This window comes from Acinetobacter sp. 24-47-66 (assembly GCF_056779755.1).
This window is the reverse complement of sequence record NZ_JBWYIL010000012.1, coordinates 1-20,263: the sequence shown is the minus strand read 5'-3', so window position 1 is coordinate 20,263 and position 20,263 is coordinate 1. Positions and strand designations below refer to the sequence as shown.

Sequence of the window (20,263 nt, the reverse complement as noted above, 5' to 3'; positions counted from 1 at the left end):
AATTATGCTCCTACCGCGACTGATACAGGCTCAGCTAACGATACCGTTGGCGCGAGACCAATTGGGTAACCAATATAACCTGTAGGTAAATATTCAATGACTTGAACAGGAAGAACGATCGAAGCCTCACCTGCTTTCACAGTAATGTTTTGGCCATCTTTCACATTCAAGCGCGCTGCATCTTGCTCACCCACTGCAAATACCGCTTCTGGAATACGAGACTCCATTGCAGGTGTTTTCACTGTGAATTCACCAGATCCAAAAATATGATGCATTGGAACAAGGCGGAAACTCTCAGCATTTACAAGAACTGGTGCTGGTGCAACGTATGTGCGTGCTGGTAATTTCGCAAGGCGATCAAATAAACGAATACCTGAATCACCACCTTTTAAAGAACCGCCCACTGATTCTTGGAACTTATTCCAAGCTTGTGGTGAGTTCCAACCTGCTGACCATGCAAATGGAACTAACGCTGACGGCGTTTGGTTCCCGACATAACCTTCCATAGAGAATGTTAATGCAGAGTCTTGATCAGTTGGTTGTTTAGGCTCATGGACAGATAACGGCGCACGAAGTGAAGTACGACCAGAGTAACGACGTGGTTCACGTGCCACTTTAAGACCATGGACACGGAATCCTGCATCTGGTGCTACATCTTGAATCGCTTCAAGCGCAGGTACATTCTTAGCAACTGATTCGATGACATCATCAAGCACAGTCCAAGAAATTGCTTTGCCTTTCACGCCAGTTTCAATGGCATGTAACCAACGCCAAGATTCTTTGATCGCAAGTTCTGGTTTGTAGTAACTTGGGTCATATACTTGATAGAAACGTTGTGCACGACCTTCTTGAGATACCACAGTACCATCACCTTCAGCAAAGCTCGCTGCAGAAAGAACGATATTCGCTCTTTTCACCGTTTCAGTTTCTGAATGGTCAAGCACGATCACGTCTTTACCAGACAAAGCAGCATCTACTTGCACTGCAGGTAAACGACGATAAAGGTCGTTTTCTACAATCACGACAGTGTCATAGTCTTGTGCAAATGCTTGCTCAAGGCTGTTACCGCCAAAGATTGCTAAGCCCATTGAGTTCACTTCAGGAACAGTCAAAGTTAGACCCGCATTACCCAGATTCTGTGCAACTTGTGCAGCAGCTTCCATAATTGCAGCTTCTTGCAAGCTTGTACCAGAGATAATCAATGGTTTTTTTGCAGCTTTTAAAGTGTCAGCAATGGTTTGAGCAAATGCTTTTGCATCTTCTTCTAAACCGGTAATACTTTCACCTTTCACCGCCGCAGCAACAGCAAAACCTAAACGTGCGATATCATTTGGAGAAGCAACGACTTCACCAGTAGCTACGTCAGATAAACGTGTTTGAGTCGCAGCCAAGATATAAATTGGTGATTTTTCGTCTTGAGCAATACGTTGTACTGGCTCAGCCAACCATTCTTGTGTACGGCGTTCTGCAGCCATTTCTTTGGCTTTGTTCTTCGCAGCTTGACGTACTGACAATGCCATACGTGGTGCAGTTTGTGTTAAATCTTCACCGAGAATTAAGACAGCATCATAGCTTTCAATTTCACGCATACCTGGGTTATATACACCCTCGGTTTGCATAATTGATGCAGCAAGTTCAACCAAGTTTTGCTCTTTTTGAGACATACCTGTTGAATAGTTTGCTTGTCCAACCAATTCACGAAGCGCAAAGTTAGACTCAAGAGATGCACGTGGAGAACCAATACCCAATACTTTTTTGCCTTGGATTTTCTCAATCACGGTGTCTAACGCTGTATCAACTGAAACAGTCTCTACATTGCTACCTGAACGGAATTGCGGTTGACGTGGACGGTCTTCACGGTTCACATAACCCGTACCGAAACGGCCTTTATCGCACAGGAAGTATTGGTTGACTTCACCGTTAAAACGGTTTTCTACACGACGTAATTCACCATAACGCTCACCCGGAGAGATGTTACAACCTGAAGAACAGCCTTGGCAGACGCTTGGCGCATACTGCATGTCCCATTTACGGTTATAACGTGCAGAGTGTGTTTTGTCTGTGAATACGCCCGTCGGACATACTTCAGTTAAGTTACCCGAGAACTCAGACTCTAAAGTACCTGATTCTGGACGACCAAAATAAACACGTGAAGCGTTTGCATACACACCGAAGTCTGTGCCACCTGCGTAGTCTTTATAGTAACGAACACAACGGTAACATGCGATACAACGGTTCATCTCGTGCGCAATAAACGAACCAAGTTCTTGGTTGTAATGCGTACGTTTCGTGAAACGGTAACGACGACGGTCATGTTGTGTCATCACAGTCATATCTTGAAGGTGACAATGACCACCTTCCTCACAGACTGGACAGTCATGTGGGTGGTTCGTCATCAAGAATTCAACAATAGATGCACGGAAATCTTTTGCTTCTTTGTCTTCAATCGAGATGTAGGTATTGTCAGCTGCAGGTGTCATACATGACATAACTAAACGACCGCGAGTATCTTCTGGATTCGCGTATTGAGTTACAGCACATTGACGGCAAGAACCGACAGAACCTAAGGATGGATGCCAACAAAAGTACGGGATATCAATACCCAAAGACAAGCATGCTTGTAGCAAGTTCTCTGAGCCATTGACTTCATACGATTTGCCATCGACATGAATTGTAGCCATAGTCGAATTCCTTAAGCTTGTTCTACGTTGCTAACTTGAGCAGCGGCATTCACCACTTTTGCTTCAAATTCGCCACGGAAATATTTGAGTGCACCCATGAGTGGTTCCATAGCACCAGGAGCGTGAGCACAGAAAGTCTTACCAATCCAAAGCTTACGTGTAAGCTCTTGCAAATGATCGATGTCTTCTTTCTTGCCTGTACCATCTTCAAGTGCTTTAAGCGCTTTCACCGCCCAAGGTAAACCATCACGACATGGTGTACAGAAACCACATGATTCACGCGCAAAGAATTCTTCTAAGTTACGTGTTGCTGAAACCATACATTGAGTTTCATCAACCACCATAAGCAAACACGTACCTAAACGCGAACCTGCTTTCATGATGCTTTCCGCATCCATTGGAAGATCGATGTGTTCAGCTGCCAAAAAGTCAGTTGATGCACCACCTGGTAACCATGCTTTAAGCTTTAAGCCATCACGCATACCACCCGCATGTTCTTCAATCACTTCACGTGCAGTTGTACCAAATGGAAGCTCCCAAAGACCAGGGAATTTCACTTTACCTGATGCACCATAAATTTTTGTGCCAGGATCTTTCGACTTACCTGCAGATAAATTGATATACCACTCAGGACCACGCAGCATAATTGCTGGTAAGTTATTGTAAGTCTCTACGTTGTTCACAATCGTAGGACGACCCCAAGCACCTGCAACTTGCGGGAATGGTGGTTTTGTACGTGGATTTGCACGGCGACCTTCAAGCGAGTTAATCAATGCAGTTTCTTCACCACAGATATAACGACCCGCACCAGTGTGCACATGTAGTTCAAAGTTCCAGCCAGAACCGAGGATGTTTTCACCCAAGTAACCTTTGGCACGAATTTGCTCTAAAGCTTGGTTCAAATACTTCGCAGCTTCGATGTATTCACCACGGATAAAAATATAACCATGGGTTGCTTCAAGTGTATAACCTGCAATTAACATCCCTTCGATCAATTGATGAGGAAGTTTTTCCATCAACAGACGGTCTTTGAATGTACCTGGTTCCATCTCATCGGCATTACAAATCAAGTAACGAGGACCTGAATTGTCATTTGGTGCCATGAGCGACCATTTAATCCCTGCAGGGAAACCAGCACCACCACGACCTTTCACAGTCGCTGCTTTAATGATTTCCAATACATCTTTAGGCGGCATTGTGAGTGCTTTCTTGAAACCCTCATACCCTTCAAGAGATTCATAGTCTTCTACACTATGAACAAATTCTTGCTTGCTCAAACGCCATGTTAATGGGTGAGTTTCTGGGTTACCGTCGCCATAAATCGGTTTTGGTTCAGTATTCATACATACTTCTCCAATAACTGTTTCACTGAAGAAACTTCTACTAGACCGTGAGTATCTTCATTAATCATCAAGGTTGGACCCTTATCACAGTTTCCTAAACAGCAAATCGGGAGCAAAGTAAAACGACCATCAGCAGTCGTTTGACCAAATGAAATTCCGAGTTCGCGTTGGAATGCTTCTGCTAAAGTTTCTGCACCCATCAAGAAGCAAGCAATAGAATCACAAAGCAAAATTACGTTGCGACCTACTGGCTGGCGGTAAATACGGTTATAGAATGTTGCCACACCTTCCAAATCAGCAAGGCTCATTGACAACATCTGCGCAATCGCATTCATTTGCGCATCATCCACCCAACCATTACGACGTTGAACACATTTAAGTGCATCTAAACATGCCGCACGTGGGTATGGGTAATGACCAATGTGATGCTCGATTTCGTGGATTTCTTCCGCAGTTAAAATCCCTTCGACATTCACACGTGGCTTTTTATCAGTCAAAATCATCATAATGCGTACCCCTTAGCGATCCACGTCAGCCATTACGACATCAATCGTCGCTAAATAAATGATTAAGTCAGATACAAGACTGCCGTTAATTACAGAAGGAATTTGCTGTAAGTGCGTGAAGGTTGGTGTACGAATACGGGTACGGTAACTCATCGTTGACTTGTCTGAAGTCAAGTAGTAGTTCGATGCACCTTTTACCACTTCCGCCATAACAGATGCTTCACCTGCTGGCATGACAGGACCCCATGACACGCTTAAGAAGTGCGTAATCAAAGTTTCAATGTCTTGTAGTGTCTTATCTTTCGGTGGTGGAACAGCCAATGGGTGATCCGCTTTATAAGGACCAGATGGCATGTTATCCAAGCACTGTTTGATGATTTTTAAAGATTGTTCGATTTCACGGTAGTGAACGATCACACGTGCATATGCATCGCCTTCGTATTCTACAGGCACTTCGAAGTCGTAATTTTCATAACCGCTATATGGACGATATTTACGTACGTCAAAATCAATACCTGTTGCACGTAAACCTGTACCTGTTACCCCCCATGCCAATGCAGATTTTGCATCGTATTGCGCAACATTACGGGTACGACCTTCAAATACCGAGTTTTTAAGTGCTGCAGTATGATATTCCTTCAAACGTTTAGGCATCCAATCCAAAATTTCACGGATCAAATGTTGCCAGTTGTTTGGAAGATCGTGTGCAGTACCACCGATACGGAACCATGCTGGGTGCATACGGTAACCCGTGATTGCTTCAATCGCGTCATAGATCTTTTGACGATCGGCGAACATATAGAATACTGGGGTCATACCGCCGGCATCCTGAATCGCTGTACCGATATAAAGCAAGTGGTTATTAATACGGAATAGTTCCGACATCATGACACGAATACATTGCGCACGTTCTGGCACAGTGATCCCTGCCATCTGCTCCACACCCATCACATAAGGCATGTTTTGCGCACAACCACCTAAGTAGTCAACACGGTCAGTATACGGAATGAATGAATGCCAAGTTTGACGTTCAGCCATCTTTTCCACACCACGGTGGTGATAACCGATATCAGGCACACAGTCTTTCACTTCTTCGCCATCTAACTGCAAGATCACACGGAATGCACCATGCGCAGATGGATGGTTAGGACCCAAGTTCAAGAACATGAAGTCTTCATCAGCATTACCGCGTTTTAGACCCCAATCTTCAGGTACAAAACGTAAATGCTCTTGTTCGAAATCTTGTTTCGCTTGGTTCTGACGATAAGGTGTGTATTCAGTCGCACGTGCAGAATATTCTTTACGCAACGGATGGCCTTCCCAATACGTTGGCAATAAAATACGACGGAGCATTGGATGCCCTTCGAAGTTAATGCCGAACATATCGTAAGCTTCACGTTCGTACCAGTTGGCATTTGGCCAAATGTTGGTTGCTGTTGGAATATTGAGATCAGACTCATTCAACGCAACTTTAATACGAATATCCGTATTACGCTCTAGTGACAACAAGTGATAGAACACAGTGAAGTCAGACGCAGGTAACCCATCGCGGTGAGTACGTAAACGCTCATCTACCGCTGACAAGTCAAACAACATCACGTAAGGACGTGACACTGTACGCAAGAACATTAATACGTCTTGTACACGTGAGCGCTCAACCCAGACTGTTGGAAAGTCTTCAAAAGTCGTTTGCACGTAGAAATTCTCACCAAACTTGGTTTTGAGCTCTTCTACAATTGCAAATGCTGGGCGTGAATCAACTGGAGTTGATTCTGGCATAGCAATGTCAGTTTCAGCCATTGGCTTGGCTTCCTATTTAATACAAATTCATTCAACCAAAACGACAATTACACCCAAGCGGGTGCATCAATATTATTTGCCGTTAAGATTATTTAATTTCATCCATAGAGCGTAAGTGTTTTACTGCAATACGTTCAGCATTCTTACGGTCACGTTCAGGCTGCATCTTTGGCTTATAAACTGGCTTAAGATCATCACCGATCACCGCAGAAAGCGGACGACGCTCTAATTGAATTTGGTCTTGCAATAACATCAACGCTTGGATTAATGCTTCAGGACGCGGTGGGCAACCTGGAATATACACATCCACTGGAATGATTTTATCGACACCTTGTACAACCGAGTAAATGTCATACATACCGCCAGAGTTTGCGCATGCACCCATTGAGATCACCCATTTAGGTTCTAACATTTGCTCATAAAGGCGTTGAATTACAGGTGCCATCTTGACGAAGCATGTACCCGCTACAATCATCAAGTCCGCTTGACGTGGTGAAGCACGAATTACTTCGGCACCAAAACGTGACAAGTCATGCACGCCTGTTAAAGTCGTTGCATACTCTACGTAGCAGCAAGATGTACCAAAGTTGAACGGCCAAACTGAGTTTTTACGACCCCAGTTTACTGCTGTATGCGCCAAATCCTCTAAACGAGTCATGAACACATTCTTATTCACTTCTTCTTGTAGAAGCGGATCTTCTACAACGATACGCTCTTGAAGTGGATACTGATCAGCATCCGGATTCGCACGGGTTAATGTATATTTCATCCCGTATTACTCCTTATCAGATGATGTAGTCGTTGGCGAAGCTTTTACACGACCAGATGATTGCGCTGGAATTTGACCTGTAGGGTCAACCACCAACTCCTCAATTGAGTTGAAGCGAGTAATTTCTGCGAGATCCATATTTGGCGAACCAATTTTAGGTTTAATCCCTGCTGCTTTACGCTTATCAGATGGCGCCCAATTTAATGCACCAGTAGACAACTCATAAATCAAGCCAACGAGTAAAACTAAAATAAATACAGCTGCTGCTGCAAAACCGATCCAACCCACTTCACGAACTGACGCAGCCCATGCATAGAGATAGAGCGCTTCTAAGTCAAACACAACGAAGAAGATTGCAACCAAATAGAATTTTGCAGATAGACGAATTCGTGCTCCACCAGCACTAACTACGCCTGACTCGAACTGCTCTTGCTTAGCACGTCCCCACGATTTACCCCCTAGGAGTAGCGGGACAGTGAGCATAAAGACGCATAAAAATGTAACGCCGATCACGAAGGCAATTATTGCCCAATCGTATGGAGTAATGGCACTCATGCGGGGATAACTCCTGGCAGGCCTATTTATTAACAAAGAATGTATGTATTGGCCTTCAAATACACCAAACACAAAATTAATCCCGCCAATTGTACCTGATTTATGATTTCTGTTGCTAGCCAATCCCTCTAAGTCTTTAGGATGAATTTTGCCCTTTTTCCAGATTTCATGGTGATTAAAGTCAATAAAACCTTATTTAATCGTAGAAAGTTATCAAGGTGATAAAACTGATTATTTTTTCCGAATAATCATTCAAAAAATTCAATCGCCTCCAACCTACCCACTATCACTTTTTTAGTTTTACCATTCGTGTTGGGTCAGCTTTTTTTGCACCAATATGGCTCAATTATTTTTGATTTATTCTATTTTAAAAGTTTTAAATTTTAATTGCTTACAATGTTTTAATTAACTTTATACAAATCGTGCTGATTTTCGTTATATGCTCAATTAAATAATAAGGAGAAGATCTATGAGTCTAGAATTCACACACAAACCTAACTATTTTTTATTTGCTCAGTTGATCGTCCATCATTTAGACAGCTATATCAAAAAACATCCTGATGCAACGAATGCTATTTTTGATTTACGCGATATTTATCAAATTTTCCGCCAAGACCTCGCCTCTACAACCACTAATCTTGATGCTATTCTAAACATCGCAGATGAATATACAGTTGAGACCATTCACGGCGATCAAAAACTGATTAGCAATTATCATGTTGATGCAACCAATAACAGTTTACTGATCGATTTCAATGCCGATGCTTTAAATGCACTTAAGGAAGGAAAACGCATCATTGAACCGAATGCCAATAATTACCAATAAAAGGCAATATAAATTATAAGAAAAGCGCTTAATCGCGCTTTTTTTAATTCTCGTTTTACTCTGATGTTTGACTGGTTTGAACAATCTTCTTCTTTTTAAATCTTTTGGCTGGCCACTGCATGGTGAATCTTGCACCACCCATTTTAGGACTTTGATCCACTTGAATCGTACCACCAAACCAATAGGCAATTCGACTTACAATAGACAAGCCCAAACCATATCCGCCTGAGGCACGTGTACGACTATCATCCAAGCGAGCAAAAGCTTCAAACACTCGCTTACGATCCTCTTCTGGAATCCCTGGACCATCATCTTCAACTGAAATATACGCCATTCCCTGCGCATCAATCCCACCAGTGATCAGCACTGTATCATCGCAGTATCGGATCGCATTTCCGACTAAGTTTTGTACTACACGATGTAAATAACGGCGTTCAGCATCCACCACCAAAGCTTGTGATGGCAAATGTAATTGAATATTTTTATTGGTTTTTAATGCTTTAGTTTCAATAGCGACTTGCTCAAGCACTTCGTATAGTCGAATTTCCTCAAAATCAATAGAAGGCATGCCTTGCTCAAGTTTAGCATAGGTCATAATTTCATCAATGAGCGTGTTTAAAGCCTCAATGTCTTTATCAATCATTTCTACTTGTTGCTGACGATACTCATAATCCTCTTCATCAACCAACATTTCCATACCAAAGCGAATACGTGCGACTGGCGTTCGCAGCTCATGTGATACAGCTCTCATTAACTCTCGCTGAGCTTCGATCAAACGCTGTATATGATCTGACATACTGTTATAGCTGGCTGCTAAATGCGCTAACTCATCATACCCTTCGACAGGAACGCGAACGGACATATCCCCTTTTTGCATAACATTTAAGGCTGAGTTAACTTGCTTCAACTTGCGTTGCATTGGGACAATCAGACCATACACACCAAGCGACAAAATAAACATACTCAGCAAAGTAATCCCTGCTGCCAATTGGAATGGCATCCAATTGAACATTGGCACTGGTCCCATCACCAAGACATCACCAGAGGAATTCGTCATTGGAGAAATGACAGAAATCGTAGTACCACGAATGCTAGCGCTATCCTGATACAAGATAACCCCTTGATCCGCACGTAAACGACCAATTTGCTCAGAATCTAAATTGAGATCAGACAGATTTTGAATGCTTAAATCATAAGAAAAGTGTTGCTTAATTTTTGCAAGATATTCCCTTTCCTGCCCTGGATAATAAACCAAGTATTCCCATACAAAGATTGGTAAGGCCTTCATTTGACGCTCACCGATATTATCCACTTTTACATAAAGTAAATGCTCAGGGTCATCTATTAAACCAATAATGACATAAGCAATACTTTCTTTGGCGTCATACCGCACAACTGCTTTGCGCTTTTCTAAACGATATTTTTCGGTGCGTGAAAGTTCGACTTTATCAGATTCTAGATAATAGATTGGAAGTTCGAGCAAATCAGATGCATCTGATATCCAATCCATTCTTTGTTGCATGGTTTGTTGTCTTGAAACACCCTCGCTAATGACGTACGAAATCCCATCAGTCAATGACTCACGGTATTCCTGCGCGCGTTGATAGTTGATGATTTGCACAAGCAAATAACCAAATATGGCAACCAGCACCACCAAAATGACGAGACCTGCGTAGATACGCAGGAATATACTGTGTTTAGACACTAAGGTATGACCTTCTGAGGAGTGAGGACATTACCGCGGGGATGTGATTACATCCCGTTGGTTTCTTTAACGAATAAATATCCTTTGCTACGCACTGTTTTAATACGTTTAGGATTTTCAGGATCATCACCAATTTTTGGACGGATACGAGAAATACGAACATCAATTGAGCGGTCTTGACCATCATATTCAATACCACGTAGACGCTCAAAAATGTCTTCACGTGAAAGGATACGACCAGCATTAGATGCCAACAACCATAATAAGTCATATTCTGCACTTGTGAAATCTACAAGCTCACCGTTTAAGGTTACAGAACGACCACCATTATCAATCACTAAATCATCAAATTCGATACGTTGAGCAACTTCATCCTCTGGTGTTTTGTCTGTACGACGAAGCAAAGCACGAATACGCGCTAATAGAACGCGTGGCTGAACTGGTTTCGCAACATAATCGTCTGCACCCATTTCAAGACCCAATACTTGATCCATGTCTTCAGTACGAGCAGTCAACATTAAAATCGGTTGATGATAATGTGGCCGAACCTCACGACATACGGTGAGACCATCAGCACCAGGAAGCATAACATCCAGCACCACCATATCTGGTTGCTCTGCGATAATACGGCGGATTGCACGATTACCGTCTGGTTCTACCCCAACTTCTAATCCATTACGAATTAAATACTCTTGCGTTAAACGCGCAAGACGCTCGTCATCTTCAACGATCAAAATCTTTGGTAACTTTTCTTCTTGGCTCATAGAATGCCCCTATATTGTTACGATATCTGCTGATTAAACTTCACAGATTTACATCGATATGTTTTGCAATATACACACGTTTACATTGTAAACAAGAGCCTGTTCACGAAACTGATACACGAGCGTAGTCTTTTGTTATCTTTTTATTAACTATTGATAAATAGATAGTTTTGCCAAGTCGATCAATATTTGCAATCAACTTTAAACTTTCAAACACAAATCAATTTGATGATATTTTAAACAAAATATTTCAAAAAAATTATTTTCGAGAAGCAATTTGCACTTTCAGAGTTATCCACAAACTTATCTATAAGCACTCTAAAAAGTCTCTGTTATGCTTGCACCCTGTGACGCTGACTACATAACAAAAATGGCGGAACGTGGAAAAAGTATAGGGAAATTTGAGTGTTAAACTCAGAAAAAAAATTATCAAAATGTCAATATTGATCTACCCTGAAATTTACCGTATCTTGTGTCTTAATTTACATTAAACCACTAAGTCTTGTGTTTACCCTCAAATATCGCGATAGCTCATTTTTTGAGTTTTTATCCGATTCAAATGGTCCATAAGCATAAAAATGATGAGAATGGAGCGACGCTGAAATGAGCGCTAATACAACCCCTGGTCAACTTCAAGTGATTAAACGCACTGGTGATGTTGCCACTTTTGATGCAGATAAAATCTCTGTAGCAATTGGTAAAGCATTTTTGGCTGTTGAAGGTCAACCAAGTGCAGATTCGAGCAGAATTCATGATCGTATTACTCAGCTGACTGAGATGGTGATGAATACATTTAAGCGTCGTTTACCTTCTGGTGGCACGATTCATATTGAAGAAATTCAAGATCAAGTTGAATTAGCTTTAATGCGCACAGGTGAACAAAAAGTAGCGCGTGCATACGTGATCTATCGTGAACAACGTGCTGAAGCGCGTAAAGAGTTAGGTGCTCATCATCACCCTACTCTTCAGATCACAGGTCAAAATGGTCAGCTCCAACCATTAGATTTGAGTCGTTTACAAGCGAAGATTGAAAAAGCTAGCGAAGGCTTAGAAGGCATTGATGTTCAAGCGATCATCGATGAAACTGTAAAAAACCTATACAACGGTGTTAAAGCATCAGACATCTCTACAACGATGATGATGGCGACACGTACACGTATTGAACAAGAACCAAACTATACGTACGTCACTGCACGTTTATTGCGTGATAACTTAGTTGCAACAGGTCTTGAGTTTCTTGGTCTATCTAAAGACACGCTTGAAAATGATGCGCTTGAAACCTTCTTGAAAAAAGGTGTTGAGCTAGAGCTTCTTTCTCCAGAATTATTAAATTTTGACCTTGTAAAATTAGCGGCTGCGATTAAACCAGAACGCTCTAATCAATTTACATATTTAGGTCTTCAAACATTATTTGATCGTTACTTCATCCACTCTGATGGCGTACGCTTCGAATTACCACAATTATTCTTCATGCGTGTTTCTATGGGCTTGTCGCTCAATGAGGACAACCGTGAAGATCGTGCAATCGAATTCTATAACTTGTTGTCTAGCTTCGATTACATGGCATCTACGCCAACCCTATTTAACTCAGGTACATTACGTCCTCAGTTATCAAGCTGTTATTTAACAACGATTGATGACGACTTGTTCGATATTTATGGCGCTATGCGTGATAACGCAATGCTGTCTAAATGGGCAGGCGGTTTAGGTAATGACTGGACACCAGTTCGTGCCTTGAACTCATACATCAAAGGTACTAACGGTAAATCGCAAGGTGTTGTTCCATTCCTTAAAGTAGCGAACGATACAGCAGTTGCAGTTAACCAAGGTGGTAAGCGTAAAGGTGCGGTATGTGCATATCTTGAAACTTGGCACTTGGATATCGAAGAATTCCTAGAGCTTCGTAAAAACACGGGTGATGACCGCCGTCGTACACACGATATGAACACTGCAAACTGGGTTCCAGATTTGTTCATGCAACGTGTATTTGAAGATGCTGAATGGACACTCTTCACCCCGTCTGAAACACCAGATCTTCACGATTTAACGGGTGCTGAATTCGCAGAACGTTATGCTTACTACGAAAGCATTGCGAAAGAAACAGACATGCTTCATAAGAAAGTCCGTGCGAAAGACTTATGGCGCAAAATGTTATCAATGTTATTTGAAACAGGTCATCCTTGGATCACATTCAAAGACGTATGTAACTTACGTTCACCGCAACAACACGTAGGTGTGGTGCACTCTTCTAACTTGTGTACTGAAATTACATTGAACACAAGCAAAGATGAAATTGCGGTATGTAACTTGGGTTCAATCAACCTTGTTCAACACGTTCAAGGTGGTCAATTAGACCGTGAGAAACTTGCTCGCACGATTAAAACTGCAGTTCGTATGCTCGATAACGTCATCGACATTAACTACTATGCAGTTCCACAAGCGCGTAATTCAAACTTGAAACACCGTCCAGTGGGTATGGGTATCATGGGCTTCCAAGATGCACTATACGAAATGAAAATTGCTTACGGTTCTGATGCTGCGGTTGAGTTTGCGGATGAATCGATGGAAGTGATTTCTTACTACGCGATTCAAACTTCAAGCGATTTGGCGGTTGAACGTGGTACGTATGAAACATTTAAAGGCTCATTGTGGGATCAAGGTATTTTACCAATTGACTCTCTTGAGCTGGTTGCGAAATCTCGTCCAGAACGCATGTTTGAAGTCGATCGTACACAACGTTTGGATTGGGACACGTTACGTGCCAAAGTCCAAAAAGATGGTATGCGTAACTCGAACGTGATGGCCATTGCGCCGACTGCAACCATTTCAAATATTTGTGGTGTATCTCAATCTATTGAGCCAACATTCCAAAACTTATATGTAAAATCGAACTTGTCTGGTGAGTTCACTGTCATCAACCCTTACCTCGTTCGTGCATTAAAAGAACGCGGTCTTTGGGATTCTGTGATGGTTAATGACCTAAAACATTTCGAAGGTTCAGTACAAAAAATTGCGCGTATTCCTGAAGAGTTAAAAGCAATTTTCGCGACAGCATTTGAAGTTGAAGCACGCTGGATTGTTGATGCTGCATCACGTCGTCAAAAATGGATCGACCAAGCACAATCTCTTAACCTTTACATCTCTGGTGCAAACGGTAAGAAATTGGACATCACGTATAAGATGGCATGGTTACGTGGTCTTAAGACGACTTATTACCTTCGTGCATTGGGTGCGACATCTGCTGAGAAATCTACGATTAACACAGGTGCATTAAACGCAGTTAAACCTGCGACAGTTGCAGCACCAGTAGCAGCAGTTGCTCAAGAAGCTAAACCTGAAGCAGCAGCGTCAGAAGAAGGCTTCGAACAAGCAGCACCAGTGCCAATGGCATGTTCAATTGACAACCCTGATTGTGAGGCTTGTCAGTAATGAATAGTGTTAATCCTGATTTAGTTTTAGGTATATTGTCTATAGTTTTAGGTTTTTCAACGATTGTTGTTCCTATCGTTATAGCTATCATTATTGCAATGAAAAACTAAAACACTCTAAAAGGTTGGTAATTAATTATCAACCTTTTAGGCTTATCAGAATTAACACTAATTCATCTACAAAAAGGATTCCATCATGCCCCATATGACCCATAACTATATGTTAGGACTTGCGGTATTGGTCTTTGCCTTTATTTTCTTTTACACGCCGATGGTCTATGCATTTTTAGCCATTCGCAAACAACAGAAGCGTAAGCAAAATAAGTAGTGCGGAAATTCAATCTACTCAAATGAACAAATTGAGTACATTCATCGGCAAAACTTAATTTTGCTTACACAATATAAGCGTATAGTAGGATGTCTCACGTTGAGATGTCTGAATAAAAGATATAAGCAACGTAGAGAGAATTGATATGTCTATCCTCAGTTGGGACGATTTCGAAGATGATGAACCGAAACAAACTGCACAAGCACAGCAGTCTGCGCCCATCGAACCGCAAAAAGCGCCTAATCCACAAGTGGTATCTGATGCACGCAACGAATCGACGCGTGTGGCAGCTGCACAACCCGCTCGAACCAGTTCAAGCGGAACAACAAATTCAGCCGATCCGTTGGCAAGAGCATCTAACGCCTTAGAACATTTGGACGTTGCTCCAGGTCTTGAAGAGTTAGAAATGGGCGCTCAACGTGTTCAAGTTGATGATAAAGCAATGATCAACTGTCGCGCTGACTTGAACCAACTTGTACCATTCAAATACGAATGGGCTTGGCAAAAATATCTAGATGGTTGTGCAAACCACTGGATGCCACAAGAAGTTAACATGAATCACGATATCGCACTTTGGAAGTCAGAAGATGGCTTAACTGAAGATGAGCGTACTATCGTGATGCGTTCTTTAGGCTTCTTCTCTACTGCCGATTCGTTAGTTGCGAATAATTTGGTTCTTGCGATTTACCGACACATTACGAACCCTGAATGCCGTCAGTACATCTTGCGTCAATCATTTGAAGAAGCGATTCACACGCATGCTTACCAATATTGCATCGAATCTTTAGGTATGGATGAAGGCGAAGTCTTCAACATGTACCGCGAAGTTCCATCAGTTGCGCGTAAAGCTGCATGGGGCTTGAAGTACACTCAAGAATTAAGTGATCCAACATTCAAAACAGGCACCCCTGAAACAGATCAAATCTTGCTTCGCAACTTGATCGCATTCTACTGTGTTCTTGAAGGTATTTTCTTCTACTGTGGTTTCTCTCAAATCTTGTCAATGGGTCGTCGTAACAAGATGAATGGTGTTGCTGAGCAATTCCAGTACATCTTACGTGATGAGTCAATGCACTTGAACTTTGGTATCGATATGATTAACCAAATCAAGATTGAGAATCCACATTTGTGGACTGCTGAGTTCCAAGAAGAAATCATTCAAATGATTCTTGAAGGTACAATGCTTGAAATCGAATATGCACGTGACACAATGCCACGCGGTGTATTAGGTATGAATGCTGCAATGATGGAAGAATACTTGAAGTTCATCGCAAACCGTCGTTTAGCTCAATTAGGTTTACCTGAGCAATTTGCTGGTGTGAACAATCCATTCCAGTGGATGTCAGAAATGATGGACTTACGTAAAGAGAAGAACTTCTTCGAAACTCGCGTAACAGACTATCAAACTGGTGGTGCGTTAAGCTGGTAATAGATCACGCTATTGTATCTAAAAATAAAAGAGCCTTATATGGCTCTTTATTTTTTATACTCAAGCAGGTTTAGTATGATTCAAGAATAGAAACAAATAGCAGTGTTAAATTTTCAGTTTAAAAATTTTCATATTCACATGTTTATTTAAGCATCAAAATCAATCAAAGTTAAAGCACTGAGTTTTCAACCAATTTAAGAATATCGAATTATGCAAGCACTCCTTTAAATCTAATGTGAATAATGAATAATGAATAATGAATAATGAGTAATGAGTAATGAGTAATGAGTAATGAGTAATGAGTAATGAGTAATGAGCGGATTATTCTTCAAACTCAGGCAAAATGATCTCTATAACCTAATTCTGCAACACATATCGAGTTATAAACTTAGACATTACTACTACCCCCATACTAGCCACCTGAAAACACAAATAAAAATGAGCAAGGTTAATTTTTTTTAAAGGAGCGAGTGTTTGTTTCTATATTCTATTTAATAACGTTTAAAAAACAGGTCTAAATATAGAGATGAAAATCTCTTTGGAGTGGGGATTTAATTTTTTGAATCATTACCATTTTTTATTATCAATAAATCCTAAACAACATTTTTTTATGATTAAGCCTACCCCTGATGACTAACACATAAAGCTCTATAAAATGGTGCTTGGATGTGATTTTTTTGTTGCAATCGCGTCTCCATAATGAATTTTGTTTTATTAGAATATTTTCCAAATGACGAAATAACAAATAAAATGTTTGTTCTTCAAAAATTAAGTTATTCAAATTAATAGTATTTTATTTTTTTCATACCAATTACTTTTGATTTCACATTTTTAAAAATAAAAAGAGGTCTCGAAAGACCTCTTTTCATTTGTTTAATTAAATTTGATTATATTTTAACAGATCATCGATCGCATAAAGACTGCTATCTGTATTTTGCAGAACAATAAGCTCAGTTGGGTTATATTTCGTTTTAGCCCCATCAGTATCAACACTAATCACCGTATTTGCACCATCTTGTTTGATCGTTACAAATTCACCAATGTTAGACGATGTAACATTCTGATCTTTTAATAAAGCAGAAATATCAACTCGATCACCTTCAGCTTGATTAAAGTCAGTCCAAATATCTGGACTTTCGGTATGTTGAGCTTGATTGAGCACATCATAAAGGACTGTATCTGCGCCTTCACCAAGAGTAAAAGTATCGATTGAAGCAGATGCTTGTACGGTATCCGCCTCCTCACTTCCAGTTAGCGTCATCGAAACATTAATTTCAAGTGTTGCAGATTGTGATGTTCCCGCTTTAGAAACTGTTGTATAGGTGAATGTTTCAAGACCTCCACTTAAACCTGATGGTTGATACTCATAGGTGCCATCTTTGAACACAGTAAGGACACCATGCTTACCCTGAACTGTGAACTCTTGACCACCTTTAGCTGGATCATTTACATAAAGCTCTTTAGATCCAATTTTCAGAATATCAATTTGGTCGATAGCTGTATCATTTTCAAATAAATCACCCTCGAGCAATGGTGTATCAGTTGGAGTAATATTATTGACCATTATTCCAGTAATTGATGCACTAGAAACATTCACTGAATTAAATGTACTACTCGTTGTGTTAATTGAAATAACATAATCACCTGCATCGAGCACTTTGCCATCATCTAAAATAATTTCTGAGGCATAAGTCGTTGATGTCGAAGGATTCAATATTGTTCCAGCTGGCCATGTAATACTAACATTTCCGGTATAAACTTGTTCAAGCACTTGCTGTTCAACGCCGTTGACAAGCTGAGTAGTCACCTTATTAATCACAACACTCATTGAAGGATTATCATTAGTTAAAGTACGAGTGATATTACCTTGGAGATCTAAGCTACTAATATAAGATCCTTCTTCAACTTTAAATTCTAATGTACGACTTGCAGATCCAATAATTCCAGATTCTACAGATTCATTGAGCGTTGAATAGTTTGCCGCTTGAACGTCTACAACTTCTGCATCGTTAGCTACTGTATTGGTATCAATCTTAATATTGAGAACTTCAATGTAAGTTGTACCATCTGCTCGTTCCACTACAACCTCAAAACGATCAATCTCACCATATGGTGGAGTCCAACCCACTGTACTTTGTGGAACTGTAACATTGTAGGTATAAGTACCGTCAGTATTAATATTGAGTGAGCCATATTGACCCTGTACAACTAAAACTTCTCCTTCCACCACATCAGTGTTATTTACCAATATTAATTTATCTGTCGTAATCGGGGTTGCATCACCTTGAACTGATCCAGTTATCGTTTCTGGGTTTGCATAATCATAAATATTGACATCTGTAACTTGAGCCGATGCTCCTCCAATTACGTTTACACCACTAGTTTGTTTGATAATACCAACGTAAGTACCCTCACCAAAACTCAATGTTACAGGAGTTGAAACACCACCGCCGATGATCACTTGAACAAAATTCGGAATTTCATGTACTTGAACCAACTGTTCAGTATTCTCATCTAAACGATAGATAACCAAACTAAATGTTGAAAGTAGCGTTACCCCGCCCGCGGAACCAGTAAAGGTCATTTCTTGGAAAGTACCGTCTTCAACAGTAAAGTCCATGACACCTTCCGTACCAATTACACTTGCAGACAAAACATCACCAGCAATACCTAGATCAAGTAAATTCAATGCGACTGCATTTGAAATACCTAATGCTTCGCCTGTGGTTTCAGTTAAATCAGGAGTAACATCAAGTAATACTGTATTATCAATGATGGCATTTTCATCTGTGGCAACACGCACTAATTCAATATTTAATTCAGCTGTACGTTTTTCACCATTTGGTGCCGTTACCTCATATACAAAACGATCAACTTCACCGTAATCTCTAAATAATGGATCTACTGTATATGTATATTGTCCATTTTCAGAGATAGTTAAAGTGCCATACTCCCCTTTAATTGTAGCAATACCATCTGTAAATTGATTAATGGTATCTTCACCATGAGTAACTCCACTGATTTTACTACCCTCTGGGACGACATCTGTACCATTTTGATAATCCTGATCCGTAATCACATTACCGTTTATTGTTCCTGTCACAGCTTCTGGATTATTAAAATCACGTACAGCATCTGATTCAAATCTTAATGTATACCCCGTAACAGCTGACAACCCTTGGCCGTTACCTAATACAATGAGCCACTCTCCTTCATCTAAAGAACGACTTATCGTTTCTGACACACCACCTAATACAACGAGATACCAATTATCAATTTTTTCTTTTAATTCATATTCACCAGTTGACTCATTTAACTTATACATAAATAAGTTCATCGTCCCTGCTGTAAGACCACCAGCATCAGCATAGAAACTAATATCTCTTTCGGTGCCTTCTTCGACTGAAAGGGAAACTGAAGAGCTAAATACGCTTTCAAGCACACTTGCATTTAACACTGGACCTAAGCCAACAGAACCCACCGTAAATCCTGTTGAGTTAAGCTCTGTTGGTGTTTCATTAACATCTACAGTCGGTGTGATATCCAATACCAATTGCACATCATTATTCGCTGTTGCAAATGGCTCAGGTACCTCAATATCTACGAGATCATCTATTCTTTCTTGCAATAGAGCTTTTGCAGCTTCAATCGCATCTGAAGTTTGATCAATATTGTCTAATGCTTGTTGTGCAAGAGTTTTTGCTGCCTGAGCAGCTTCTAGGGACTCTTGCAATTTATCAGCCTCTGCCTGTGTTACAGTACCGTCTTGCAAGGCGTCAGCTAAATCCTCTTCAGCCGTTGTATAAGCTTCTTCAGCACTTTCTATTAAAGCTTCGACCCCCGCTAATAAAGTATCAATATCATCAGAAATATCATTTTCATTTTGATCATTTACTGTTGGTAAAGTGATATCAACCAGATCATTTAAACGACCTTGTAGCGCATCTTTTTCTGCTTGTACTGCCTCAGGTAAGGCTGTCACTTTTGTTTGTGCTTCTGTTTTCGCAGCAAGTGCATCATCACGTGCTTGAGTCAGTGCAGTAAGTTCTGTTGGGGTGATGAGGCCATTGGCATTTGCATCGATCAGTGCTTGTTCTGCCGCAGCGTATGCTGCTTCTGCTGCCTCTAC

General features: G+C 40.8%; 13 protein-coding genes. 4 read left to right on the top strand and 9 right to left on the bottom strand.

What is annotated here, in order from left to right:
• Nucleotides 1-2 precede the first annotated feature (2 nt).
• The 6 genes from nuoG to ndhC form a co-directional block, all read right to left on the bottom strand.
• Nucleotides 3-2,681, bottom strand: a complete 2,679-nt coding sequence (nuoG, locus tag AC1M84_RS11080) for an NADH-quinone oxidoreductase subunit NuoG (protein ID WP_035267264.1) — start codon at nucleotides 2,679-2,681, stop codon at nucleotides 3-5.
• 11 nt (nucleotides 2,682-2,692) lie between these two features.
• The gene (nuoF, locus tag AC1M84_RS11075; protein WP_035267262.1) at nucleotides 2,693-4,024 is read right to left on the bottom strand and encodes an NADH-quinone oxidoreductase subunit NuoF; all 1,332 of its coding nucleotides are present in this window, start codon (nucleotides 4,022-4,024) and stop codon (nucleotides 2,693-2,695) included.
• Complete coding sequence (nuoE, locus tag AC1M84_RS11070) at nucleotides 4,021-4,530, bottom strand: NADH-quinone oxidoreductase subunit NuoE (protein WP_035267260.1); 510 nt, start codon at nucleotides 4,528-4,530, stop codon at nucleotides 4,021-4,023. The genes nuoF and nuoE overlap by 4 nt, the downstream gene beginning before the upstream one ends.
• Nucleotides 4,531-4,542: 12 nt before the next feature.
• Nucleotides 4,543-6,330, bottom strand: coding sequence for an NADH-quinone oxidoreductase subunit C/D (gene nuoC, locus AC1M84_RS11065; protein WP_035267259.1), 1,788 nt, complete (start codon nucleotides 6,328-6,330; stop codon nucleotides 4,543-4,545).
• Between the two features lie 88 nt (nucleotides 6,331-6,418).
• Complete coding sequence (locus AC1M84_RS11060; RefSeq protein ID WP_035267257.1) at nucleotides 6,419-7,099, bottom strand: NuoB/complex I 20 kDa subunit family protein; 681 nt, start codon at nucleotides 7,097-7,099, stop codon at nucleotides 6,419-6,421.
• A gap of 6 nt (nucleotides 7,100-7,105) precedes the next feature.
• On the bottom strand, nucleotides 7,106-7,654 hold the full coding sequence (gene ndhC / locus AC1M84_RS11055; RefSeq protein WP_035267255.1) for an NADH-quinone oxidoreductase subunit A: 549 nt from the start codon (nucleotides 7,652-7,654) through the stop codon (nucleotides 7,106-7,108).
• Between the two features lie 469 nt (nucleotides 7,655-8,123).
• Between ndhC and AC1M84_RS11050 the strand changes: the two genes are divergently transcribed.
• Nucleotides 8,124-8,480, top strand: coding sequence for a hypothetical protein (locus tag AC1M84_RS11050; protein ID WP_035267254.1), 357 nt, complete (start codon nucleotides 8,124-8,126; stop codon nucleotides 8,478-8,480).
• Nucleotides 8,481-8,535: 55 nt separating this feature from the next.
• Here AC1M84_RS11050 and bfmS read toward each other — a convergent pair whose 3' ends face one another.
• Nucleotides 8,536-10,185, bottom strand: coding sequence for a sensor histidine kinase BfmS (gene bfmS / locus AC1M84_RS11045; RefSeq protein WP_481593635.1), 1,650 nt, complete (start codon nucleotides 10,183-10,185; stop codon nucleotides 8,536-8,538).
• Nucleotides 10,186-10,232: 47 nt separating this feature from the next.
• Nucleotides 10,233-10,949 (bottom strand): response regulator transcription factor BfmR, encoded by a 717-nt coding sequence (gene bfmR, locus AC1M84_RS11040; protein ID WP_035267251.1) that lies wholly within the window; start codon nucleotides 10,947-10,949, stop codon nucleotides 10,233-10,235.
• Nucleotides 10,950-11,552: 603 nt separating this feature from the next.
• On the opposite strand from bfmR, the gene AC1M84_RS11035 reads away from it, so the two are divergent.
• The 3 genes from AC1M84_RS11035 to AC1M84_RS11025 all read left to right on the top strand — a co-directional run bounded on the left by AC1M84_RS11035 (nucleotide 11,553) and on the right by AC1M84_RS11025 (nucleotide 16,134).
• A complete protein-coding gene (locus tag AC1M84_RS11035) occupies nucleotides 11,553-14,378 on the top strand; it encodes a ribonucleoside-diphosphate reductase subunit alpha (RefSeq protein ID WP_481589064.1) in 2,826 nt (941 codons plus the stop codon).
• Between the two features lie 195 nt (nucleotides 14,379-14,573).
• A complete protein-coding gene (locus AC1M84_RS11030) occupies nucleotides 14,574-14,705 on the top strand; it encodes a YhgE/Pip domain-containing protein (RefSeq protein ID WP_179999438.1) in 132 nt (43 codons plus the stop codon).
• A 145-nt stretch (nucleotides 14,706-14,850) separates the two neighbouring features.
• Nucleotides 14,851-16,134: a ribonucleotide-diphosphate reductase subunit beta gene (locus tag AC1M84_RS11025; RefSeq protein WP_179999441.1), complete on the top strand. Its 1,284-nt coding sequence runs from the start codon at nucleotides 14,851-14,853 to the stop codon at nucleotides 16,132-16,134.
• An 877-nt stretch (nucleotides 16,135-17,011) separates the two neighbouring features.
• Here the strand turns inward: AC1M84_RS11025 and AC1M84_RS11020 are convergent.
• On the bottom strand, nucleotides 17,012-20,263 hold a 3,252-nt coding region (locus AC1M84_RS11020), incomplete at its 5' end, for a BapA/Bap/LapF family large adhesin (RefSeq protein ID WP_481594995.1).